Source organism: Phenylobacterium sp. (assembly GCF_004297125.1).
GTDB lineage: Bacteria > Pseudomonadota > Alphaproteobacteria > Caulobacterales > Caulobacteraceae > Phenylobacterium.
Map to the genome: position 1 here is coordinate 1 of NZ_SCVD01000037.1, position 21,156 is coordinate 21,156.

The following is a 21,156-nucleotide window of genomic DNA, read 5'->3' on the forward strand; positions in this document are numbered from 1 at the left end:
CTCCTCGGGCGTGTCGATGGCGGCCAGGTAGCTGGCGTGCGCGGCCTCGGCGGCCACGAGATCCAGCTCGGCCAGCCGCGCCAGCATCTGCTGGCGCCGTTCGGCGATGTGCGCGGCCTGCGACATGAACATAACGAGAACATGAGGCGTGGACGGAAGTCAAAGTTGTTTGTGGTTTTCTTTCGCGCCTTCCGGCTTCAACGCGCTAGGGACGTTGGCGCTCTCACTTGTTCGCACTATGTTCTTCACCACCCCCGTGAAGCGGCGGGAGGGGGACCGCGCGCCGAGCGCAGCGAAGAGCGTGGGGTGGAGGGGGCGAGCGGCCGGCACAGCCTTGCGACGCACATTGATCACCAACCGCGCCCGCGCCATGCGCAAGGCGATGACCGAGCCGGAGGTCATCCTCTGGAGCCGCCTGCGCGGACGGGGCGGGGAGCGCCCGACCTTCCGCCGGCAACACCCCTTCGGGTCGATCATTCTCGACTTCTACTGTCCGGCGGTGAAGCTCGCTGTCGAGATCGACGGCGCGACGCACTGGGACGACGAGGCTCAGGATCGAGACGCGGCGCGAGATCGGTGGCTCGCGGGACAGGGCGTCCAGGTCGTCCGCTTTCCGGCGTCGCGGGTTTACCGTGACATCGACGGGGTCATGGACGAGGTTTTGCTGACGGTGGCGGCGCTGAGGCGTGATCGAAGCGTCTGAGCGGTCGCTCGCCCCCTCCACCACGCCCTCTTCGCTACGCTCGGCGCGCGGTCCCCCTCCCGCCGCTTCGCGGGGGAGGTGAAGGCGGGGGGTCAAAGTCCGGGCGTCGAGCGTGCGCCGCCGCCCGGACGCCTCAAGGACGAGCCGCTGGCGCGGCCGCGCTGGCGCGCGATCCTTGACCCGCCCGGACGGCGGCGCTTGTGGGCTGCCGTGGATTTGAGCCGCGGGATGCGCCGGGGGGCGCCCGCTCTCGGATCCTTAGCGGATGCTGGCGCGAATCTCCTCTCCCCCCGCGAAGCGAGAGGGGGGAGGAGATCAGAGTCCGGTTCCCCCGTCGCGGCCCTTCGGGGACGTCGGCTTCCTGGCGGGCAACGACACCTAGTCCAGCGGCCGCACCCAGATGTTGCGGAAGCTGACGGGGCCGCCGCCGGCGTGGGCCTGCAGCTTGATCGGCGCGGGTCCGTGGGGAGCGTAGGCCGGCTTGCCGATGTAGCGGGTGGGGCCGGCCAGGACGAAGTCGTTCTGCACCAGGACGCCGTTGTGGAAGGCGGTGACCTTGGCCGGGGTCTTCATGGCCCCGTCGGCGCCGAACGTCGGCGCGGTCCAGACGACGTCGTAGACCTGCCATTCGCCGGGCGGGCGCATGGCGTTGGCGAGCGGCGGGGCCTGCTTGTAGATGCTGGCGGCCTGGCCGTTCACGTAGGTCGAGTTCCGGTAGGAATCGAGGATCTGCAGCTCATAGCCGCCGTCGCCGGGGCCGACGCCCGCCAGGAAGACGCCGCTGTTGCCGCGAAGCTGGCCCGAGCCGGTGACGCCCGCCGGGACCTTCCACTCGATGTGCAGCTGGTAGCTGCCGAAGGTGCGCCGGGTCTCGATGTTGCCGGCCGACAGCTTCACGACCAGGGCGCCGTCCTCGACCGTCCAGCCGATCGGGCCCTTGTCCTTGGTCGACACCCACTGGCTGACGTCCTTGCCGTCGAACAGCACGACGGCGTCCGACGGCGGGCCGCCGGGCTGGGCGGCGGGCGTGACGACGGGCGGGATCGGCCCGGCCTGTTCGGTGTCTTCGGGCTTCTGCGCGCAGGCCGGGCCGGCGAGGCAGAGCAGGGCCGTCGCGGCCGCGATACGTAGACCGAGCATGCGTCTAGCCCTCCGCCAGTTTCAGGATCGTCTTCCATTCCTCGGGCCGCACGGGCGAGACCGAGAGGCGGCCCTGGCGGATCATCTCCAGGGCCGACAGCGCCGGCGTGGCCTTCATCTCCTGGAGCGTGACCGGCCGCTTCAGCGCGCGCACCGGCGTCAGCTCCACGGCCACGAAGCGGCCGGCGGGGTCGGTCTGGTCGGGGAAGGCCTCCTTGGCCACCTTGGCGATCCCCACCACGGCCAGCCCTTCCTGGGAGTGGTAGTAGAGCACCTCGTCGCCCACCTTCATCGCCTTCAGGTGCAGGGCCGCGGCGTTGTTGCGGACGCCGTCCCAGACGGTCCTGCCGTCGCGCTGCAGGTCGGCGAAGGCGTACTTCGCGGGCTCGGACTTCACGAGCCAATAGGATCCCATGGGCGGCTCCTCGCTGTTTGAGGCGGCGACCATGCCACGGCCGGGGCGACGCCGCCTAGGCGGCCCCGACCCACGAATATACTTGACTGTGTCAACTATCGGCCGCTCAATCGGGCTATGACCGAGACCGACACCGTGGCGGCCGTCCGCCGATTCAACCGCTTCTACACCCGGGCGATCGGCGTCCTGGACCGGGGCTACCTCGGCACGCCCTACACCCTGGCGGAGGGCCGGGTGCTCTATGAGATCGCCAAGGGCGACGGGATCACCGCCAAGGCGGTCGGCGAGATCACCGGCCTGGACGCCGGCTATCTCAGCCGGATCGTGGGCCGGTTCGAGCGCGATGGGGTGGTGGCCCGCGAGCGCTCGGCCACCGACGGCCGCAGCGCCGTCCTGAGGCTCACCCCGCATGGCGAGGACGTGTTCGCCCCGTTCGACCGCCGTTCCGCCGAGCTGGTCGAGGGCCTGATCGGCGGGCTCTCGGGTCCGGCCCGCGACCGGCTGACCGGCGCGATGGCCCAGGTGGAGCAGCTGATGAGCGCCGCGCCGCCCGGGCCGATCGTCCTGCGCGAACACCGCCCCGGCGACATGGGCTGGGTCGTCGAGCGCCACGCCGCGCTCTACGGCCGGGAGTACGGCTGGAACATCGAAGGCGTGACGGCGCGCATCGTCGCCGACTTCCTGGACAGCTTCGATACAGAGCGCGAGCGCTGCTGGATCGCCGAGCGCGACGGCGAGCGGCTGGGCTCGGTGTTCATGGTCAAGGAGGGCGAAGACGTGGCGCGCCTGCGCCTGCTGCTGCTGGAGCCCGAGGCGCGGGGGACCGGCCTGGGCCGCCGCCTGGTGGAGGCGTGCATCGACTTCGCCCGCGCCGCCGGCTATCGCGAGATCGTGCTCTGGACCCACGAAAAGCTGACGGCGGCCCGCGCGATCTACGCCTCGGTGGGCTTCAAGCTCGAGAAGACCTGGACCCACGACGAGTTCGGCAAGCCCGAGGTGTCGGAGACGTGGCGACTGGCGCTTTGACCTTCCCTTCCCGCTGCGCGGGAAAGGAAGACTACAGCGCCGCCAGCACCGCGTCGCCCATCTGGGCGGTGGAGAGCGCGCCGCCCAGGTCGCGGGTGCGGGCGCCGTTTTCCAGGGCCTTTTCCACGGCGGCGAACAGGCGGTCGGCTTCGGCCGGGCGATCCAGCGACCAGCGCAGCGCCATCTCGAACGACAGGATCGCGGCCAGCGGATTGGCGACGCCCTGGCCGGCGATATCCGGCGCCGAGCCGTGGATCGGTTCGTAGAGGCCGGGCGTCCCCGGCAGGCCCAGCGCGGCCGACGGCAGCATCCCCAGCGAGCCGGTGAGCTGGGCCGCGGCGTCCGAGAGGATGTCGCCGAACAGGTTGTCGGTGACCATGACGTCGAACTGCTTGGGGTTCTTGACGATCTGCATGGCGGCGTTGTCGGCCAGGATGTGCTCCAGCTCGACGTCGGGGTACTCTCTGCTGTGCAGGGCGGTGACCACGCGCCGCCAGAGCAGGCCGGAATCCATCACGTTGGATTTCTCGGCCGAATGCACCTTGTTGCGCCGGCCGCGGGCCAGTTCGAAGGCCACGCGCGCCACCCGCTCGATCTCGGCGGTGGTGTAGACCTGGGTGTCCACGGCCCGCTGGCCGCCGCCCGGCAGGTCCTCGATGAACCGGGGGCTCCCGAAGTAGATGCCGCCGGTCAGCTCGCGGACGATCATGAAGTCCAGGCCCTCGACCAGCTCGCGCTTCAGGCTGGAGGCGTCGGCCAGGGGCTGGAAGCAGAGCGCGGGGCGCAGGTTGGCGAACACGCCCATGCCGGCGCGCAGGTTCAGGAGGCCCGCCTCGGGGCGCTTGTCGCGCGGCGCGTCCACCCACTTCGGCCCGCCGACGGCGCCCATCAGCACCGCCTTGGCGGCCTTGGCGGCGGCCAGGGTCTCGTCGGTCAGCGGCACGCCATGGGCGTCGTAGCTGCAGCCGCCGAACAGCCGCTCCTCGATGCTGAGGTCCGGGGTCAGCTTCTCGGCCACGCGGCGCACCTGCGCCGTCACTTCGGGCCCGATCCCGTCGCCGGGCAGGAGCAGCAGGTCGGTCATGGAATTCCCCGAGAGCTAGAGCGCGCGTTCCGCGGCGACCTCGTAGAGCGAGAGGCGGCGATCGGAAACCCCGAACTGCGGCCACTGGCTTCGCCATTCGGCCATATGGGCCGTCTGAAAATGCGCGTCGAGGGCCGCCTGGTCGCGCCAGGCCTCGAACACCCGGATCAGGCCGGGGTCCTGCACGTCGATCGCATAGGAATAGGTGAGGCACCCGTCCTCGGCCCGGCTGCCCGCCAGCATAGCGTCCATGTGCGGCTTGAAGGCGGTCAGGTTCTCAGGCGGCACGCGCACCGTTCCGGCCACGAGGACGGTCACGCGCGCTCCAGCCAGGGCCGGTCCAGGGCGCGCTTCTGCTCGTAGAGGTCGATGGACGGCGCGGCCTGCAGGGTCTCGCCGATGGCGTCCAGGCCCTGCAGCATCTTCTGCTTGCGCTGGGCGTCGATCTCGAAGGTGAAGCTGGCGCCGGACGGCGAGGTCACCGTCTGGGCCTCCAGGTCGATGGAGACCACGTGGTTGCCGCCGCGCGCCTCGTCCATGAGCTGGGCGACCTGCTCGGCCTTCAGCACCACGGGCAAGAGGCCATTCTGGAAGCAGTTGTTGTAGAAAATGTCCGCGAAGCTGGTGGAGATGACGGCCTTGATGCCGAAGTCCATCAGCGCCCAGGGGGCGTGCTCGCGCGACGAGCCGCAGCCGAAGTTGTCGCCGGTGATCAGGACGCCGGCGCCCTTGTAGGCCGGCTGGTTCAGCACGAAGTCGGGCTTCTCCCGGCCCTGCTCGTCGAAGCGGTATTCGTAGAACAGCCCCTTGGCCAGGCCGGCGCGCTCCACGGTCTTGAGGAACTGCTTCGGGATGATCTGGTCGGTGTCGATGTTGGACAGCGGCAGCGGCGCGGCGGGGGCGTCGAGGCGGGTGAAGGCTTCCATCAGGCGGTTTCCAGAGCGGGCTCGGCGCTGAGCATCAGGGTGGGGACGCCGGCGGGGGCGTCGCGGACGGTGAAGACCTTGGTGCCCGGCTTGCGGCCGGCGCGGACCTCGGAGACGTCGAAGCTGGCGGCGGCCATCCGGGCCCGGGCGGCGTCGGGATCGGCCACGCGCCAGGCGAGGCCGCCCGAGCGGTCAGGTTCATCCGTCGCGGGCGCGCCGATCCTGGCGCCCATCTCGATGACCGTTCCGCCCACCCGGAAGAAGAGCTGGCGGGCGTTCCACTTGGGGTTCTCGCGGTCCAGACGCAGGTCCAGGCCCAGCTTGGCGCCGTAGATCGCCAGGGCGCGGTCGACGTTGGCGGTCCAGACCACGACGTGGTCGAGCCGGGTGATCGGCTCGGGGGCGATGGGCGCGGAGGGCCGGATCGGGGTGGCCTGGCGCAGGAACATCTGCAGGCCGCCGGTCTGCGAACGATCCAGACGGACGTGGCCGCCGATGCGCTCGACGCCGACGCCGCGTCGCTCGACCAGCTTGGCGGCCGCGTCGAGGTCGGCGACCGCGAAGGCCAGGAGCCAGACGCCTTCCCCGTTGGCGTCGAGCTGGGCGCGGACGCGCTCGCCCGCGGCCCCTTCGCCCTGAGCTCCGATGATCTCCAGCGCCATGTTGGGGAAGCGGAACCAGGCGCGCGCGGCGCCGTCGTCGTCCTCGCGGTCGGGCTCCACGCCCAGCAGGCGGCGATAGGCGTCGGCCGCCGCGTCCACGTCCCGGACCGCGATCGCGACGTGGTCCAGGCCGGTGATCACAGGAAGTCCCGCACGTCGGCGATGTGGCCGGCGATGGCGGCGGCGGCGGCCATGGCGGGGCTCATCAGGTGGGTGCGGCCGCCGCGGCCCTGGCGGCCCTCGAAGTTGCGGTTCGAGGTGGAGGCGCAGCGCTGGCCGCTGGTCAGCTTGTCGGGGTTCATGCCCAGGCACATGGAGCAGCCCGGCTCGCGCCATTCGAAGCCCGCGGCCTTGAAGATCTCGTCCAGGCCCTCTTCCTCGGCCTGGGCGCTGACCAGGCCGGAGCCCGGGACCACCATGGCGCGGACGCCCTCGGCGACCTTGCGGCCCCCCTCCAGGGCCTTGGCCGCGATCTTCGCCGCCGAGCGCAGGTCCTCGATGCGGCTGTTGGTGCAGGAGCCGATGAACACCACGTCGACCTTGGCCTCGGTGATCGGCTGGCCGGGGGTCAGGCCCATGTACTCCAGCGCCCGTTCGGCCGAGGCGCGCTTGTCGGGGGTTTCGAAGCTGGCCGGGTCCGGGACATGGCCGGTGATGGCCACCACGTCCTCGGGGCTGGTGCCCCAGGTGACGGTCGGCGCGATCTGGGCGGCGTCCAGCACGATCTCGCGGTCGAAGACGGCGTCGTCGTCGGTGAAGAAGGTCTTCCAATAGCCGAGCGCCATCTCCCAGGCGCCGCCCTTCGGCGTGGCCGGTCGCCCCTTGAGATAGTCGAAGGTGGTGTCGTCGGGCGCGACCAGGCCGGCGCGGGCGCCGCCTTCGATGGTCAGGTTGCAGAGGGTCATCCGGCCCTCCATCGACAGGGCGCGGACGGCGGAGCCGGCGTATTCGATGACGTAGCCCGTGCCGCCGGCGGTGCCGATCTGCCCGATCACGGCCAGGGCGTAGTCCTTGGCGCCGACGCCGGGCGCCGGCTCGCCCTCGATGCGGACGCGGAAGTTCTTCGCCTTCTTCTGGCGCAGGGTCTGGGTGGCCAGGACGTGCTCGACCTCGGACGTGCCGATGCCGTGAGCCAGGGCCCCGAACGCGCCATGCGTGGAGGTGTGGCTGTCGCCGCAGACGATGGTCATGCCGGGCTGGGTGCGGCCCTGTTCCGGACCCACCACGTGGACGATGCCGTTGCGGATGTCGCCCATCGGGAAGTACTCGATCCCGTACTCCGCGACGTTCCGGCCCAGCGTCTGGAGCTGCAGGCGCGCCTCTTCGTCGGCGACGGCGTCGACGCCCAGGGCCTGGCCCTCGGTCGGCACATTGTGGTCGGCGACCGCGAGCGTGCGGTCGGGCCGGCGCACCGGGCGGCGATTGACGCGAAGCCCGGCGAAGGCCTGGGGCGTCGTCACCTCGTGGATGAGGTGCAGGTCGATGTAGAGGATCGCCTCGCCGTCTTGCGTATCGACGACGTGCGCGTCCCAGATCTTGTCGTAAAGGGTCTTGCCGGACATGGGCTGCATGTAGGTCTCCCGAGGCGGGCGCGTCTAGTGCTGCGATGCGTCAAAACATTAGAATACTAACCAATATCGGTGAATTTGCCCCTTTGGCGCAGGTGCGGATTGCGGGATACCGGACGCATGGATGAGGCGCCGGCCGGTGTATATGTGGTCACCCTGCAGGCGCTGGAGGGCGGCCGGCCGCCGGCGCTTACGATCCTGGCCTTCGTGCGGGCGGGTGCGGAAGGCGAGGCGGAAGCGACCGCGATCCTGGAGGTCGGCCGCGACGGGTTCTCCGAAGCCCGCGTGCTGCGGACCGCCGAGGTGATCGACGCGGCCGCGATGCCCGCCGACTTCAGTTCCGCGATGGCCAACGCCCGGCGCTACGGATGCGGGCTGATCGTCTACGACGAACCCTGAATTTGCCGCGGCGGCGGAAACCGCTATTCATGGACGTATGCCCGGACCGGCCGATTGGGATCTTCTGCAGAGCCTGCACGCGGTGCTGCAGGCCGGCAGCTTCTCGGCGGCGGCGCGGATCCGCCGCCTGACCCAGCCGACCCTGGGCCGTCACATCGACCAGCTCGAGCGACAACTGGGCGCGCCGCTGTTCCTGCGCAGCCCGCGGGGGCTGCAGCCCACGGACCTGGCCCTGGCGTTCCGGCCACACCTGGCCGACATGGCCGCAGCGGCCGAGGCGGCGGGTCGCGACGCGACAGGCGTCGCCAGCGGCGAGGGTGGGGTCGTGCGCATCGCCGCCAGCGAGATCGTCGGGATCGAGGTGCTGCCGAACATCCTCACGAGCTTCCGGCAGGCCAACCCCGGCATCGACGTGGAGATGGTGCTCTCCAACAAGAACGAGGACCTGACCCGCCGCGACGCCGACGTGGCGGTGCGGATGTCGCGACCCACTCAGAACAGCCTGGTGGCCAAGAAGGTGGGCGAACTGACCATCGGCTTCCACGCCACGGCTGAATACGTCGCGCGCAAGGGGCTGCCCAAGGACTTCGACGAGCTGGCCGCGCACACCCTGATCGGCTTCGACCGGGATTTTCCCGACCTGGTGAACGAACTCGCGATCGGCCGCCCGATCACGCGGGAGCTGTTCGCCCTGCGCACGGACAACGATGTGGCCCAGCTGGCCGCGATGCGGGCCGGCTTCGGCATCGGCGCCTGCCAGCGCCAGATCGGGGAGCGGTTCGGGCTGGTTCCGATCATGGCCGACGTCTTCTCGTTCAAGCTGGATATCTGGATCTGCATGCACGAGACCCTGCGCGGCAGCCCCCGCATCCGCCTGATGTTCGACCATCTGGCCCAGGAGCTCGGAGCCTACGCGGTTCAAGGCGAATGAAGGGCGCCGCCTAACGGCGATCTGCAACATTGCGGAAGCGTGACGTCGCTAGGGTTGTAATCGCCCGTCACGGCGTCGTTCCGCGACGGGGTCGGAACCTGACCGGGACGCCAGGCTCATGATTTCCGCCGACCTGAGCCGCCTGACCGCCTTCGTCGCCGTGGCCGAGCGTGGCAGCTTCGCCCGCGCCGCCGGCGACCTGGGCCGCACGACGTCCACCGTCAGCCACGCCATCAAGGCGCTGGAAGGCGAACTGCAGATCCGCCTGCTGAACCGCACCACGCGCAGCGTCACCCTGACCGAGGCCGGCGAGCGGCTGCTGACCCGCGTGCGGCCGATCCTCAGCGACCTGGGCGACGCCCTGGGCTCGCTGGACGATTTCCGCGACGAGCCGCGCGGCCGCCTGCGGCTGTCGGTGTCCAGCCTCGGGCTGGAGATGGTGGTGGCGCGCATCCTGCCCGCCTTCGCCAAGGCCTATCCCGAGGTTACGCTGGAGGCGGTGGTCGACAACGAGACCGGCGAGCTGAGGGAAGGCCGCGAGGACGCCGGGGTTCGGGGCCGGAGCCTGATCCCGCAGGACATGATCACGCTGCGCGTCAGCCCGCCGGGCCGGCAGGTGGCGATCGCCTCGCCCGACTACCTGCGCCGCCACGGGACGCCCACGACTCCCGCCGACCTCGCCCACCACCGCTGCGTGCAACTGCGGCTCGGGTCGGGGGCGATCTATCGATGGGAGTTCCTGGACGAGGGCCGCAGGATCGAGGTGCAGACACCCGGCGCGGTGGCCACCGACAGCATGGACTTCGTGCTGCGCGCCGCCGTGGACGGCGTCGGCATCGCCTACACGAACGAGGCCCATGCCCGACCGCACCTGGAGGCGGGACGCCTGCGGATCGTGCTGGAGCCCTACGCCCTGCCGTTCGACGGCTGGCACTTCTACTATCCCAGCCGCCGCAACATGACCGGGCCCCTGCGCGCCTTCGCCGAGTTCGTGCGGCGGCCCGAGGTGCTGGATCTGATCGCCGGCCGCGCACGCCAGCCGGCAGCGGCCTGACCGCGCCACTGTTCGACGCGGTCGAACGCCCTAGTCGATGGACGCCCGGTACCGGCATTCGCATTCCATCCCTAGCCTGCGAGCGTGATCGTCGGGCGCAATTTCGTGTGGATGCATTTCCCCAAGACCGGGGGACATGCCGTGGCGGCGGCGATCCGCGACGCCGGCCGTGGGCGCGACGACGTGGTCTTCGACGTGCCCGGGGCGGACGACCACCGCTGGCACGACTCCATCGAGGAGCGACGCCTGACCGAGCGCAGCTTCGATCCGAAGGACAAGCGCGTCATCTCGGGCATCCGGCGGCTGCCCTGGTGGGTGCTGAGCCGAATCCACTACGAGGCCGCCCGGCCGCCGCATCGCTGCGCCACGCGCGAGATGCTGTGCCGCGGGCAGTTCTACGAGCGGGACGGCAGCGTGAACCATGCGGACGCCCAGGTGGGCCGGCTGCGCGGCCAGGCGATCCACGGCTGGGTGCGGCTGGAGCATCTGGCCGACGACTTCGTCGACCAGTTCGAAGGCCTGCTGGGCCCCCGCGTGCGCTCGGCCGCCCACAAGCTGAAGAAGGTCGTGAACCCCACGACCCTCGACTATGTGAAGTCGCTCGACTTCTACTTCACGGCCGCCGAACTGGAGGGACTCTACGCCGCCAACCCGACCTGGGCGGAAATGGAAGTCAAGATCTACGGCGACGTCCTGCGCCTCTGAACGTTGCGTCCGGCCTGTGCGGCGGGTTCACTGAAGGCCATGAGCGATCCGATCTACCAAGGCGGTTGCCTGTGCGGGCAGGTCCGATGGCGCGCGGGGGGCGAGCCGGCGAACGTGCGGTTCTGCCATTGCCGTCTCTGCCAGCGGGCGGTCGGCGGCCCGTTCTTCGCGCGGGCGATCTTCCTGGAGAGCATCTTTGAATGGTCGGGTGAGGTCACCCGTTGGGCCACCTCGCCGCGGGTCGATCGCCTGTCCTGCGCCCGTTGCGGAACCCCACTGTTCGCCGAGCCCAAGGACGCGCCGGCCCGGCTGGGCGTATCGCTCGCGACCTTCGACGACCGCAACGCCGTTCAACCCACCGCCCACATCTGGGTCAGCGAGAAGGTGGCGTGGCTGGCGCTGGACGACGGGCTGCCGCGGCACGCGCAGGGCTTCGCGCCGACCTCGCATCCGACAGAGGCCCCCGACCCCTGCTAGCCACTCGCGGCCGGACGCACGAAAAACGGCGGCTGGATCGCTCCAGCCGCCGTCTTGAATCTCAGAAGTCCGAAGCGGTTCAGGCTTCTTCGGCAGGGGCCGCGTCCGCGACCACCTTGGCGCCCATCTGGCGCTCGGCGATGCGGGCCGACTTCCCGCGGCGATCGCGCAGGTAGTACAGCTTGGCGCGCCGGACGACGCCGCGACGCTTCACTTCGATGGATTCGATGTTCGGCGACAGGATCGGGAACACGCGTTCCACGCCTTCGCCGAAGGAGATCTTGCGGACGGTGAAGTTCTCGTCGACGCCTTGGCCGGCGCGGGCGATGCAGACGCCTTCGTAGGCCTGGACGCGCTCGCGCTCGCCTTCCTTGATCTTCACGTTCACGCGGACGGTGTCGCCCGGACGGAACTCGGGGATCTGGCGCACGGCCAGCAGGCGGTCGGACTCTTCCTTGCGGAGGGTCTCAATGATGTTCGCAGCCATAGTCTTGTCCTTACTGGGCTTTATCGCCCTTTGCCTGTTGATTGGCGCTCGCCTTGGCCCACAGGTCGGGCCGCTGCTTGCGCGTCGTCTCTTCCCGCTGGGCCGCCCGCCACTTCCGGATCTCGGCGTGGTGGCCGCTCAGCAGGACCTCGGGGATGTCGACGCCTTCGAACGTCCGCGGCCTGGTGTACTGCGGATGCTCGAGGAGTCCGTCCTCGAAGCTCTCTTCACTGAGGCTTTCGGCCTGTCCCAGCACGCCGGGCACCAGCCTTACGCAAGCCTCGATCGCCACCATCGCCGCCGCCTCGCCACCGGCGAGGACCGCGTCGCCGACGGCGACCTCCTCGAACCCGCGGCTGTCGAGCACCCGCTGGTCCACCCCCTCGAACCGCCCGCACAGGACGATCAGTCCCGGGCCGGCCGCCCATTCACGAACCCGCGCCTGGGTCAGGGGCCGACCCCGGGCGCTCATGTATAAAAGCGGCCGTCCCCGCCGCTCCACGCTGTCCAGCGCAGAGGCGATGACGTCCGCTCTCATCACCTGTCCAGGACCGCCACCCGCGGGGGTGTCGTCGAGGAAGCCGCGCTTATCTGTGGAAAAGCCCCGAATGTCCACTGTTTCCAGGGACCAGAGCGCGGCCTCTCGCCACGCCGTCCCGATCAGGGAGACGCCCAGCGGGCCCGGAAACGCCTCCGGAAACATGGTCAGGACGGTGCAGTCGAAGGGCATGGCGGGTGAAGGCGCTGCTCAGGGGCGCGCCGTCAAGCCTCAGAAGAACCGCGCGTAGTAGGTGAAGCGCTCGGCCAGCGCCTCGCCGCGGTCGATGCAGAGCGCGCCGGGGCGGCTGACGCAGGGGGTGTCGTCATAGCGGACGCCCGCCTTGAAGCCGTAGGCCTGGGCCCAGGCGAAGTCGATCATGCCGCGGTCCGTGGGCCGGAACCGGAAGCGCACGCCGTCGCGCTCGCCGACGATCCAGCCGCGGGGGTTGGGGAGGCCGCCGATCCGGCCGTCGCGCACCTCGGCGGCGATGGCCTCGTAGGCCGGACGGCGGGCCTCGAAATTCATGTGGACGCCGGCCTCGTACAGCGGGGTCGCCAGGGGCACGAAGGCGCCGGCGAAGGCCATCAGGATGGTGGGGGCCAGCCAGCCGGTCATCGGCTCGCGCAGCATGGTCCAGAAGCCCCAGACCAGCAGGATCAGCGGCGCCACGACATACAGCGCCCCGATCAGGAACGGCGCCACCACGGGGGGCGTCACCTCCATCAGCCGGGCGGCGCCGAGGGTCGCCCCGAGCACCAGCGCCATCCAGGCCGCCAGGGCGGCGGCCAGCCCTGTGCGCCACACGGGCCGTATGTACGGCGTCTCTCCCATTGCGCGTAGAAGAGGGCGCTCGCCAAGCGTGCGCAAGGCGCCGTCTGATCCGTGCGCCTTGCCCCCCGGCGGTCCGGAGCGTAATCGCCGCGGCATGAGCGAGACGGACGCCCCCCATAGCGAAGGCCAGGACGAGACCCTGGTCGAGACCCTGCAGCTCGAGCGGATCGAGATGAACCTGTTCCGGGGAACCTCCCCGGACAATTCGCCGGGCCGAATCTTCGGCGGCCAGGTGATCGCCCAGTCGCTGCTGGCCGCCTACGAGACGGTCGAGGCGCGGGTCTGCCACTCGCTGCACTGCTATTTCATCCGCCCCGGCGACCCGACCGTGCCGATCGTCTTCGAGGTGGACCGGTCGCGCGACGGCGGCAGCTTCACGACCCGGCGCGTGGTGGCCGTCCAGCACGGCAAGCAGATCTTCAACCTGGCCGCCTCGTTCAAGGATCCGGAGGAGGGGTTCAACCACCAGGCGGCGATGCCCGAGGGCCCGCACTGGAGCGAGCTCAAGGACCAGATGGAGGTCATGCGCGAGCTGATGAAGGACGCGCCCGAGGAGGCGAAGCGGTGGATGAGCCGCAGCCCGCCCATCGAGATGCGCTCCAAGGACGCCCGCACCTACTGGCTGAGCGGCCAGCCGCAGGACCCGGTGTCGCAGAACTGGTTCCGCTGTCGCACGCCCATCGGCGACGACGCCCACATGCACCAGGTGATCCTGGCCTACGCCTCGGACATGAACCTGCTGTCGACGGCGATGCGGCCCCACGGGGTCCATTGGCAGACGCCGGGCTTCCAGTCGGCCAGCCTGGACCACGCCATGTGGTTCCACAAGCCGACCGACTTCAACCAGTGGCACCTCTACGTCCACGACAGTCCCTCGGCCTCGGACGGACGTGGCTTCATCCGCGGCCAGATCTTCGCCGAGGACGGGACCCTCGTGGCCTCGGTGGCCCAGGAAGGCCTGCTGCGGATGAAGCCGGCGAAGTGAAACGCCCTCTCCCCTCTCTCGCTGCGCTCGGGGGGAGAGGAGGTTGCCGCTGAAGCTTCCGGGGCGTAAGGCAGCCGCCTTCGCAACTGCAGCATCCGGGGGACGCCATGACCGGCCAGACGCTCGCCGAAACGCTCAAGCTCGAGCGGCTGGAGGTGAACCTGTTCCGCGGCACGACGCCGGACAAGGAACAGCGCCAGCGGATCTATGGCGGCCAGGTGATCGCCCAATCCTTGCTGGCGGCCTACGAGACGGTCGAGGACCGGGTCTGCCACTCGCTGCACTGCTACTTCATCCGGCCGGGCGACCCCACCGTGCCGATCATCTTCGAGGTCGACCGCAGCCGCGACGGCGGCAGCTTCACGACGCGCCGGGTGATCGCCGTCCAGCATGGGCAGCAGATCTTCAACCTGGCCGCCTCGTTTCAGGTGGCGGAAGACGGCTACGAGCATCAGTCGGAGCAGCCGGACGGGCCGGATTGGGCTGAGGTCGAGGACGATTCCGAGGTCCGCCGCCGCCTGCGCGCCGAAGCGCCCCCCGAAGACCTCGACTGGATCGATCGCGAACAGCCGATCGAGATGCGCACCGTGGGCGGGCGGTTCGACGTGGCCGCGCCGGAACGCCGCGAGCCGCGCCAGCAGGTCTGGTTCCGGGCGCGCCACCCGATCGGCGACGACCAGCACATGCACCAGGTGATCCTGGCCTATGCCTCGGACATGAGCCTGCTGGGCACCGCGATCCGGCCGCATGGGGTCAGCTGGCGCACGCCGGGCTTCCAGTCGGCCAGCCTGGACCACGCCATGTGGTTCCACCGGGAAACCGACTTCAACGAATGGCACCTGTACGTGCAGGAGAGCCCCTCGGCGTCGGGCGGCCGCGGCTTCAACCTGGGCTACATCTACCGCGCCTCGGACGGCGCCCTGGTGGCGAGCTGCGCCCAGGAAGGGCTCATGCGGATGCGGAAGAAGAAGTCCCTCCCTTAATGGGGAGGGACAGGCCGCGAAGCGGCCAGGGTGGGGAAGTCACGACCGGGCTTCGCGCTTGAGCCCTAAGAACCCCACCCCGCGCGCCTGCGGCGCGTCGACCCTCCCCATTAAGGGAGGGAGAAATCACTCCACCTCTTCCGGCTTCACCACCACCACCACGCCCTCGGCGATCCGCACCTCGGGCACGGCTTCGCGGGTGAAGGGGAGGTACCAGGTGGCGCCGCCTTCGGCGGGCGCGATCTCAAGCAGGTCGCCGGCGCCGAAGTCCTGGACGGACTTCACGCGGCCCAGCGCGTCGCCCTCCGCCGTCTCGACCTTCAGGCCGATCAGGTCGGTGACGTAGAACTCGTCCTCCTCGGGCTCGGGGAGGCGATCGCGGGGGATGTAGAGCTTGAGGCCGCGCAGGGCTTCGGCCTGTTCGCGGGTCTCGACTTCCCTGGCGCGGACGATGACGCCGCCCTTGACGGCGCGCCCGGAGGTCAGCGTGAGGCCGGCCGAGCCGTCCTCACGCTTCAGGTCCCTGTAGTCCACCAGCGCCACGGGATCGGCCGTGAAGCTGGTGATGCGGACCTCGCCGCGGACCCCGAAGGCGCCCGCGACCCGGCCCACCTGGATGAGATCCGAGCTCACCCGTGGAAGCCCTTAGGCCTTGTCTTCGCCTTCGGGCGCAGCTTCGGCGGCGGCCTCGGCGGCGGGAGCTTCCTCGGCGGGAGCCTCGGGGGCGGCTTCAGCGGCCGGAGCCTCTTCGGCGGCGGGAGCTTCAGCAGCGGGCGCTTCTTCAGCAGCGGCTTCCGGAGCGGCCTCGGCGGCGACTTCGGCAGGAGCCTCCTCGGCGACCGGCTCTTCGACCGGCGGCGGGTTGGCGGCCAGTTCAGCGGCCGCGGCGGCGCGGTCGGCTTCCTTCTGGGCCTTTTCCTCGGCGCGTTCGTTGGCCTTCTTGCCCGGCGTGCCCTTGGTCGGGTTGTTGCCGGCTTCCCACTTCACGATGTCCAGCTTGCCGAGCTCGCGGGCGACGCGGTCGGTGGGCTGGGCGCCCTTGGACATCCACTCCTGGATGCGCTCGACCTTCAGGACGACGCGGTTCGGGTCGTCCTTCTTCAGCAGCGGGTTGTACGAACCCACCTTCTCGATGAAGCGGCCGTCGCGGGGCGAGTGGCTGTCGGCGACGACGATCGAGTAGTAGGGGCGCTTCTTGGCGCCGCCACGGGCGAGACGGATCTTCAGCATTGGATAGGTCCTTGGTCTTTCAGGCTATTTCTTGAAGGGATTGAAGCCCGGCGGTAGGCCGCCGAGGCCGGGGAGTTTCGGAAGGCCGCCGGGCATGCTCTTCAGCTTGGCCGCCATCTCTTCCATCTGTTCGGGCGTGGGCGCCTGGCCGCCGGTCATCTGGGCGATCTTGGCCATGTCCATGCCGCCACCGCCGCCCAGCATCTTGGCCATCTGGCCGAAGCCCTTGCCGCCGTTCTTGCTCAGCGACTTGAAGGCGTCGGCCATCTGGCGGTGCTGCTTCAGCAGCCGGTTGACCTCGGCCACGTCGACGCCCGAGCCGGCGGCGATGCGGCGCTTGCGCGAGGCGGCCAGGATGTCCGGCTTCTTGCGCTCCTGCTTGGTCATCGACGAGATGATCGCCACCTGGCGGTCGAAGGTCTTGTCGGTCAGACCGCTCTCGGCGATCTGCTTCTTCATGTTCCGCACGCCAGGCAGCAGGCCCATCATGCCTTCCATGCCGCCCATGCGCTTCATCTGCGCCAGCTGGTCGGCCATCATGTCGAGGTCGAACTGCCCCTTGGCGAGCTTCTTGGCCGTGGCTTCCGCCTTGGCCATGTCCAGTTCCTGCGCGGCCTTCTCGACCAGGGCGACGACGTCGCCGCGGCCCAGGATCCGGCCGGCGATGCGCTGGGCGTCGAACACGTCCAGGCCGTCGATCTTTTCGGACACGCCCAGGAACTTGATGGGCAGGCCGGTGACCGCGCGCATCGAGAGCGCCGCGCCGCCGCGGCCGTCGCCGTCGGCGCGGGTCAGCACCAGGCCGGTCAGCGGCAGGCGCTCGTGGAAGGCCTTGGCGGTGCGCACCGCGTCCTGGCCGGTCAGGGCGTCGGCGACCAGCAGGGTCTCGGAGGGGTTCGAGATCTTCGCGATCTCGGCCGCCTCGCTCATCATCGCCTCGTCGATCGTCGTGCGGCCGGCGGTGTCGAGGATCAGGATGTCGAAGCCCTGGAGGCGGGCCGACTGCATGGCGCGCCGCGCGATGTCCGGGGCGGCCTGGCCGGCGACGATGGGCAGGAAGCTCGCACCTGCCTGCTCGGCCAGCATGCCGAGCTGTTCCATGGCGGCGGGGCGGCGGGTGTCGAGCGAGGCCAGCAGCACCTTCTTGCGCTCCCGGACCAGGCGCAGCGCCAGCTTGCCGGCGGTGGTGGTCTTGCCCGAGCCCTGCAGGCCGGCCATCAGGATCACGGTGGGCGGGTTCAGCGAAAGGTTCAGGCCCTCGGCCTCGCCCTCGCCGCCCAGCATCTCCACCAGGCCGTCGTAGGTGATCTTGACCACCTGGTCGGCGGGCCGGACCGAGCGGATCACCGCTTCGCCCGTCGCGGCTTCCTTGGCCTTGGCGATGAAGTCCCGGACGACCGGCAGGGCCACGTCGGCCTCGAGCAGGGCGACGCGGATCTCGCGCATCACCTCGTCGACGTCCTTCTCGGACAGCACGCCGCGCCCGGAAAGCCGGTCGAAAACCCCTGTCAGCCGATCTGTCAGCGCGTCGAACAAACGCAAATCTCCCAAGCAATTCGCGGAGGCGAATTGCAGACCGTCCGCTTCCCTGTGTTTCGCCGAGGCGAAATCACGGGGGCCCAAACGCAGTCGACCCCCGTGCACGATTGCGTGGACGGGGGGCCTCGCCGCCCTCGTCCCAGATAAGGTCTGGGGGTCGTGGCGGTAGAGGGCGCTGACCGAGGTTGCGCCGGAAGGGCGCGCTTATGCGCTCAAGAGGGGGTGAAGGTCAAGAAATCGCGTCGGTGGACGATCCGGCCGGGCCGTCACGCAGCGCGGCTTCGCCGTCGCCGGTCCTTTGTCACCTTCCTGCCAGGCCGGGGACTAAGAAGGGAGAAGGCGGCGAGTAGAACTGTCCGATACCCGACAAATCTCAGTAATTTCAGTGACTCCGACCGTCACAAGGGCCTAGGTTCCGCGCCGGGCCGCGGGGCCTCAAGGAGAACGCCGATACCGCCCTCGATCGAAGACGATGTCGCGGCCATAGCCAGGATCGGCGCCATCCCGCGCATCCTCGAGGTCGTCTGCCGGACCACCGGGATGGGCTTCGCCGCCGTGGCGCGGGTCACCGAGGACCGCTGGATCGCCTGCGCGGTGCGCGACGAGATCGACTTCGGCCTGAAGGCCGGCGGTGAGCTCAACGTCGAGTCCACCATCTGCGGCGAGATCCGCGCCTCCGGCGAGGCGGTGGTGATCGACCACGTCGACGAGGACGGCGCGTTCCGTGGCCACCACACGCCGGCCCTGTACGGCTTCCAGAGCTACATCTCGGTCCCGATCCTGCTGCACGGCGAGTTCTTCGGAACGCTGTGCGCCATAGATCCGAGGCCGGCGCGGCTGAAGGACGGTCAGGTCGCGGCGATGTTCGGGCTGTTCGCCGACCTGATCGCCTCGCAGCTCGACGCCGAGCAGCGGCTGGCGCGGAGCGAGGCGGCGCTGCTGGACCAGCGCGAGGCCGCCGAGCTGCGCGAGCAGTTCATCGCCGTGCTGGGCCACGACCTGCGCAACCCGCTGGCCTCCATCGACGCGGCGGGCCGGCTGCTGAAGAAGACCCCGCTGAACGAGCGCGCGGTCGCCCTGGTCGACATGATGCACGAGAGCGTCGGGCGCATGGCCGGGCTGATCGACAACGTCCTGGACCTGGCCCGCGGCCGCCTGGGGGGCGGGTTCGTGGCGGAGCGCCGGGACGAGCCGGAGCTGGCGCGGTCGCTGGACCTGGTGGTGACCGAACTCAGGATGGCCTATCCCGACCGGCGGATCGACGCCGACATCCGGCTGGACCGGGTGGTCAATGCGGACGGCCGGCGCCTTGCGCAGCTGCTGTCCAACCTGATCGCCAACGCCCTGACGCACGGGTCGGAAAGCGCGCCGGTGAAGGTCCTGGGGCTGATCGTCGGCGACGTGCTGGAGCTGTCGGTGGCCAACGCCGGCGAGCCGATCCCGGAGGCGGCGCGGGCGCGCCTGTTCCAGCCCTTCTCGCGCGCCATCGTGCGGCCGAAGCAGCAGGGGCTTGGCCTGGGGCTCTGGATCGCCGCGGAGATCGCGCGGGCCCACGACGGGACCCTGGAGGTGACCTCGGACAGCAAAGAGACCCGCTTCACCCTGCGCATGCCGTTGCAGCCGGCCCGGGCCGTGGCCATCCCCGCCGAATAGGCGCGATTGATGTCCGAAAGCCGCCAGCGGTTATCGGCGGCCGGGACTATCTTCTCTCCATGACCCGATACGCACTCTTCGACACCGCCATCGGCTGGGCCGGCATCGCCTGGAGCGACCAGGGCCTGGTCGGCGTCCACCTGCCGGAACGCGATCCGGAGACCGCGCGCCGGTCGTTCCTTCGGCGATTTCCCGATGCGACCGAGGGCGCCGTCCCGACCGATCTCGCCAAGACCGTCGAGGACATCCGCGCGCTGATGCGGGGCGAGAAGCCCGACCTCCTGGACGCGCCGGTCGACATGTCCCAGACGCCGGAGTTCCACGCCAAGGTCTATGAGATCGCCCGCGCCATCCCGCCCGGCGAGACCCTGACCTATGGCGAGATCGCCGTGAAGCTGGGCGACAAGCTCCTGGCCCGTGACGTCGGCCAGGCGCTGGGCAAGAACCCCTGGCCCATCGTGGTCCCGTGCCATCGGGTGACGGCGGCGGGCGGCAAGCCCGGCGGCTTCTCGGCCCGGGGCGGCGTGAACACCAAGCTGAAGCTGCTCGGCATCGAGGGCGCCCAGGCCGCGGCCCAGACCGACCTGTTCGCCTGAGATCGGCGGCCCGGATTCACGATAGCCTAACGCCACTTGCCTAGGGTCCCGCCGAAGCCGCGGGGGATCCATGTCCGTCCAGAGTCAGGGAAACGTCCAGGAACGCCTGAGCCTCAGCCTGCCCGGCCTCGGCGAGGTGATCGACGAGCTGCGCCACGACCGGGCGCTGTATCTCGCGATGGCCGCCTATATCGCGACGGCCGCGGGCCTGGCGTACGCGCTGGGCAAGGGGGAACATCTGCTCGCCCTGAGCTATGCGCCGCGGCTGCTGCGCTCCGCGTTGGCGGCCGGCCTCGTGGCCCTGCTGGTGATCGAGGTTCCGCGGGCGATCGCGGCCGCGCCGGGTGGGCCGCTGCGCCAGCTGGCCGTACAGGCCGGGCGGCGGGTGACCCCGCGCCTGATCGCCGGCCTGGTGCTGTTCACCGCGGTCTCGCTGTTCTACGGCGCCTTCACCACCATCAAGACGCTGCTGCCCAGCCTGGCGCCGTTCGGCCTGGACCCGTGGGCGGCCCACCTGGATGCGGCCCTGCACGGCGGCCACGACCCGTGGCGGCTGCTCCAGCCGGTCCTGGGCCATCACGCCGTCACCCGGGCCATTCAGTTCCTGTACCTGCCGGTCTGGACGACCTCCCTGTGCGCGCTCACGGCGGCGCTGGCGACGTCGCGGCGGCTGGCGCACCTGCGCACGCGGTTCTACTGGACGTTCCTGGTCGCCTGGATCGTGCTGGGCAATGTGATGGCCGCCGTGGTGATGACCGGCGGCCCGGTCTATTACGGCCACCTGACCGGCGACACGGCCCGTTTCGCGCCCTTGCTGTCCTACCTGGACTTCAGCCGCGGCCTGCCCCTGTCCAGCGTCGACGTCCAGGCCATGCTGTGGTCGGCCTATGCGAACAACGCCGCCAGCCTCGGCAGCGGCATCTCGGCGTTCCCCAGCCTGCATGTGGCGATGGCGACGCTGTTCGCCCTGGCCGCGCGACACATCCACTGGGGGCTGGGCCTCGCCTATGCGGCCTTCGCCGTGGCCATCGCGGCGGGCTCGGTCCACCTCGGCTGGCACTACGCCATCGACGGCTACGCCTCGGCCCTGACGGTGGCGGCGGTGTGGTGGGCGGCGGGCCGGCTGCTGCGCCGTCCGCAATCGGCCGTGCAGATGTGACTTGGAAGGTGTCACGCTCCGGCGCCGCCCGGCACGCCGCCGGTGACAGGCCCCGCGGCGCT

General features: G+C 70.2%; 24 protein-coding genes and 1 pseudogene. 12 read left to right on the top strand and 13 right to left on the bottom strand.

The genetic code is table 11. The annotated features are described in order from the left end of the window. Positions 1-238 precede the first annotated feature (238 nt). Positions 239-703: an endonuclease domain-containing protein gene (locus tag EPO51_RS23685; RefSeq protein WP_293355595.1), complete on the top strand. Its 465-nt coding sequence runs from the start codon at positions 239-241 to the stop codon at positions 701-703. 378 nt (positions 704-1,081) lie between these two features. Here the strand turns inward: EPO51_RS23685 and EPO51_RS23690 are convergent, their stop codons facing one another. Together EPO51_RS23690 and EPO51_RS23695 are read right to left on the bottom strand one after the other, a co-directional pair. Further along, a complete protein-coding gene (locus EPO51_RS23690) occupies positions 1,082-1,843 on the bottom strand; it encodes a 3-keto-disaccharide hydrolase (protein ID WP_293355597.1) in 762 nt (253 codons plus the stop codon). 4 nt (positions 1,844-1,847) lie between these two features. Next, positions 1,848-2,258 (bottom strand): EVE domain-containing protein, encoded by a 411-nt coding sequence (locus EPO51_RS23695; RefSeq protein ID WP_293355599.1) that lies wholly within the window; start codon positions 2,256-2,258, stop codon positions 1,848-1,850. A gap of 117 nt (positions 2,259-2,375) precedes the next feature. Here EPO51_RS23695 and EPO51_RS23700 point away from each other — a divergent pair, with 117 nt between their 5' ends. Further along, positions 2,376-3,284: a bifunctional helix-turn-helix transcriptional regulator/GNAT family N-acetyltransferase gene (locus EPO51_RS23700; RefSeq protein ID WP_293355601.1), complete on the top strand. Its 909-nt coding sequence runs from the start codon at positions 2,376-2,378 to the stop codon at positions 3,282-3,284. Positions 3,285-3,315: 31 nt separating this feature from the next. Here EPO51_RS23700 and leuB read toward each other — a convergent pair whose 3' ends face one another. Genes leuB through leuC form a run of 5 tightly spaced genes read right to left on the bottom strand, consistent with a single transcriptional unit; the run spans position 3,316 to position 7,518 of the window. Further along, positions 3,316-4,368: a 3-isopropylmalate dehydrogenase gene (gene leuB, locus EPO51_RS23705; protein ID WP_293355603.1), complete on the bottom strand. Its 1,053-nt coding sequence runs from the start codon at positions 4,366-4,368 to the stop codon at positions 3,316-3,318. Between the two features lie 15 nt (positions 4,369-4,383). Continuing rightward, entirely contained in the window at positions 4,384-4,686 is a 303-nt protein-coding gene (locus EPO51_RS23710; protein WP_293355605.1) for a putative quinol monooxygenase, read from the bottom strand. Then, positions 4,683-5,294, bottom strand: coding sequence for a 3-isopropylmalate dehydratase small subunit (gene leuD, locus EPO51_RS23715; RefSeq protein WP_293355607.1), 612 nt, complete (start codon positions 5,292-5,294; stop codon positions 4,683-4,685). Before leuD ends, EPO51_RS23710 begins: the two co-directional genes overlap by 4 nt. Beyond that, positions 5,294-6,097, bottom strand: coding sequence for a VOC family protein (locus EPO51_RS23720; RefSeq protein ID WP_293355609.1), 804 nt, complete (start codon positions 6,095-6,097; stop codon positions 5,294-5,296). The genes leuD and EPO51_RS23720 overlap by 1 nt, the downstream gene beginning before the upstream one ends. Further along, positions 6,094-7,518: a 3-isopropylmalate dehydratase large subunit gene (gene leuC, locus EPO51_RS23725; RefSeq protein ID WP_293355803.1), complete on the bottom strand. Its 1,425-nt coding sequence runs from the start codon at positions 7,516-7,518 to the stop codon at positions 6,094-6,096. Before leuC ends, EPO51_RS23720 begins: the two co-directional genes overlap by 4 nt. Positions 7,519-7,644: 126 nt before the next feature. Between leuC and EPO51_RS23730 the strand changes: the two genes are divergently transcribed. From EPO51_RS23730 to EPO51_RS23750, 5 genes are all read left to right on the top strand, one after another. Then, complete coding sequence (locus EPO51_RS23730; RefSeq protein ID WP_293355612.1) at positions 7,645-7,923, top strand: hypothetical protein; 279 nt, start codon at positions 7,645-7,647, stop codon at positions 7,921-7,923. A 37-nt stretch (positions 7,924-7,960) separates the two neighbouring features. Then, on the top strand, positions 7,961-8,854 hold the full coding sequence (locus EPO51_RS23735) for a LysR family transcriptional regulator (RefSeq protein ID WP_293355615.1): 894 nt from the start codon (positions 7,961-7,963) through the stop codon (positions 8,852-8,854). A 118-nt stretch (positions 8,855-8,972) separates the two neighbouring features. Beyond that, the gene (locus tag EPO51_RS23740; RefSeq protein ID WP_293355618.1) at positions 8,973-9,908 is read left to right on the top strand and encodes a LysR family transcriptional regulator; all 936 of its coding nucleotides are present in this window, start codon (positions 8,973-8,975) and stop codon (positions 9,906-9,908) included. Between the two features lie 105 nt (positions 9,909-10,013). Further along, positions 10,014-10,613 (top strand): hypothetical protein, encoded by a 600-nt coding sequence (locus tag EPO51_RS23745; RefSeq protein ID WP_293355621.1) that lies wholly within the window; start codon positions 10,014-10,016, stop codon positions 10,611-10,613. Positions 10,614-10,652: 39 nt separating this feature from the next. Continuing rightward, on the top strand, positions 10,653-11,090 hold the full coding sequence (locus EPO51_RS23750; RefSeq protein WP_293355624.1) for a GFA family protein: 438 nt from the start codon (positions 10,653-10,655) through the stop codon (positions 11,088-11,090). 79 nt (positions 11,091-11,169) lie between these two features. Here the strand turns inward: EPO51_RS23750 and rplS are convergent, their stop codons facing one another. The 3 genes and pseudogenes from rplS to EPO51_RS23765 form a co-directional block, all read right to left on the bottom strand. Next, on the bottom strand, positions 11,170-11,577 hold the full coding sequence (gene rplS, locus EPO51_RS23755) for a 50S ribosomal protein L19 (protein WP_293355806.1): 408 nt from the start codon (positions 11,575-11,577) through the stop codon (positions 11,170-11,172). Continuing rightward, positions 11,575-12,307: pseudogene (gene trmD / locus EPO51_RS23760) on the bottom strand (tRNA (guanosine(37)-N1)-methyltransferase TrmD); the annotation flags it as partial. The gene rplS and the pseudogene trmD, both read right to left, overlap by 3 nt. A 39-nt stretch (positions 12,308-12,346) precedes the next feature. Then, positions 12,347-12,922: a hypothetical protein gene (locus EPO51_RS23765; protein ID WP_293355627.1), complete on the bottom strand. Its 576-nt coding sequence runs from the start codon at positions 12,920-12,922 to the stop codon at positions 12,347-12,349. A 121-nt stretch (positions 12,923-13,043) separates the two neighbouring features. Here EPO51_RS23765 and EPO51_RS23770 point away from each other — a divergent pair, with 121 nt between their 5' ends. Both EPO51_RS23770 and EPO51_RS23775 read left to right on the top strand, forming a co-directional pair. Beyond that, positions 13,044-13,934 (top strand): acyl-CoA thioesterase, encoded by an 891-nt coding sequence (locus EPO51_RS23770; protein ID WP_293355630.1) that lies wholly within the window; start codon positions 13,044-13,046, stop codon positions 13,932-13,934. Between the two features lie 107 nt (positions 13,935-14,041). After that, a complete protein-coding gene (locus EPO51_RS23775) occupies positions 14,042-14,917 on the top strand; it encodes an acyl-CoA thioesterase (protein WP_293355633.1) in 876 nt (291 codons plus the stop codon). Between the two features lie 126 nt (positions 14,918-15,043). On the opposite strand, the gene rimM is transcribed toward EPO51_RS23775, so the two are convergent. The 3 genes from rimM to ffh are packed head-to-tail and all read right to left on the bottom strand — an operon-like array spanning position 15,044 to position 17,683. Then, positions 15,044-15,550 (bottom strand): ribosome maturation factor RimM, encoded by a 507-nt coding sequence (gene rimM, locus EPO51_RS23780; protein ID WP_293355636.1) that lies wholly within the window; start codon positions 15,548-15,550, stop codon positions 15,044-15,046. Positions 15,551-15,562: 12 nt separating this feature from the next. Next, a complete protein-coding gene (gene rpsP / locus EPO51_RS23785) occupies positions 15,563-16,147 on the bottom strand; it encodes a 30S ribosomal protein S16 (protein ID WP_293355639.1) in 585 nt (194 codons plus the stop codon). A gap of 24 nt (positions 16,148-16,171) precedes the next feature. Continuing rightward, positions 16,172-17,683 (bottom strand): signal recognition particle protein, encoded by a 1,512-nt coding sequence (ffh, locus tag EPO51_RS23790; RefSeq protein WP_293355643.1) that lies wholly within the window; start codon positions 17,681-17,683, stop codon positions 16,172-16,174. A 225-nt stretch (positions 17,684-17,908) separates the two neighbouring features. On the opposite strand from ffh, the gene EPO51_RS23795 reads away from it, so the two are divergent. The 3 genes from EPO51_RS23795 to EPO51_RS23805 all read left to right on the top strand — a co-directional run bounded on the left by EPO51_RS23795 (position 17,909) and on the right by EPO51_RS23805 (position 21,094). Then, entirely contained in the window at positions 17,909-19,339 is a 1,431-nt protein-coding gene (locus tag EPO51_RS23795) for a GAF domain-containing sensor histidine kinase (RefSeq protein ID WP_293355646.1), read from the top strand. 59 nt (positions 19,340-19,398) lie between these two features. Next, positions 19,399-19,935 carry a methylated-DNA--[protein]-cysteine S-methyltransferase gene (locus EPO51_RS23800; protein ID WP_293355649.1) on the top strand — a complete coding sequence of 179 codons (537 nt, stop codon included), beginning with the start codon at positions 19,399-19,401 and terminating at the stop codon, positions 19,933-19,935. Between the two features lie 70 nt (positions 19,936-20,005). Further along, complete coding sequence (locus EPO51_RS23805; RefSeq protein ID WP_293355652.1) at positions 20,006-21,094, top strand: phosphatase PAP2 family protein; 1,089 nt, start codon at positions 20,006-20,008, stop codon at positions 21,092-21,094. Positions 21,095-21,156: the final 62 nt, after the last annotated feature.

Coding starts and splice junctions, on each gene's coding strand:
- EPO51_RS23685 (WP_293355595.1), top strand. CDS start 239: ATGTTCTTCACCACCCCCGTGAAGCGGCGGGAGGGGGACCGCGCGCCG.
- EPO51_RS23690 (WP_293355597.1), bottom strand. CDS start 1,843: ATGCTCGGTCTACGTATCGCGGCCGCGACGGCCCTGCTCTGCCTCGCC.
- EPO51_RS23695 (WP_293355599.1), bottom strand. CDS start 2,258: ATGGGATCCTATTGGCTCGTGAAGTCCGAGCCCGCGAAGTACGCCTTC.
- EPO51_RS23700 (WP_293355601.1), top strand. CDS start 2,376: ATGACCGAGACCGACACCGTGGCGGCCGTCCGCCGATTCAACCGCTTC.
- leuB (WP_293355603.1), bottom strand. CDS start 4,368: ATGACCGACCTGCTGCTCCTGCCCGGCGACGGGATCGGGCCCGAAGTG.
- leuD (WP_293355607.1), bottom strand. CDS start 5,294: ATGGAAGCCTTCACCCGCCTCGACGCCCCCGCCGCGCCGCTGCCGCTG.
- leuC (WP_293355803.1), bottom strand. CDS start 7,518: ATGTCCGGCAAGACCCTTTACGACAAGATCTGGGACGCGCACGTCGTC.
- EPO51_RS23730 (WP_293355612.1), top strand. CDS start 7,645: ATGGATGAGGCGCCGGCCGGTGTATATGTGGTCACCCTGCAGGCGCTG.
- EPO51_RS23735 (WP_293355615.1), top strand. CDS start 7,961: ATGCCCGGACCGGCCGATTGGGATCTTCTGCAGAGCCTGCACGCGGTG.
- EPO51_RS23740 (WP_293355618.1), top strand. CDS start 8,973: ATGATTTCCGCCGACCTGAGCCGCCTGACCGCCTTCGTCGCCGTGGCC.
- EPO51_RS23750 (WP_293355624.1), top strand. CDS start 10,653: ATGAGCGATCCGATCTACCAAGGCGGTTGCCTGTGCGGGCAGGTCCGA.
- rplS (WP_293355806.1), bottom strand. CDS start 11,577: ATGGCTGCGAACATCATTGAGACCCTCCGCAAGGAAGAGTCCGACCGC.
- EPO51_RS23770 (WP_293355630.1), top strand. CDS start 13,044: ATGAGCGAGACGGACGCCCCCCATAGCGAAGGCCAGGACGAGACCCTG.
- EPO51_RS23775 (WP_293355633.1), top strand. CDS start 14,042: ATGACCGGCCAGACGCTCGCCGAAACGCTCAAGCTCGAGCGGCTGGAG.
- rpsP (WP_293355639.1), bottom strand. CDS start 16,147: ATGCTGAAGATCCGTCTCGCCCGTGGCGGCGCCAAGAAGCGCCCCTAC.
- EPO51_RS23800 (WP_293355649.1), top strand. CDS start 19,399: ATGACCCGATACGCACTCTTCGACACCGCCATCGGCTGGGCCGGCATC.
- EPO51_RS23805 (WP_293355652.1), top strand. CDS start 20,006: ATGTCCGTCCAGAGTCAGGGAAACGTCCAGGAACGCCTGAGCCTCAGC.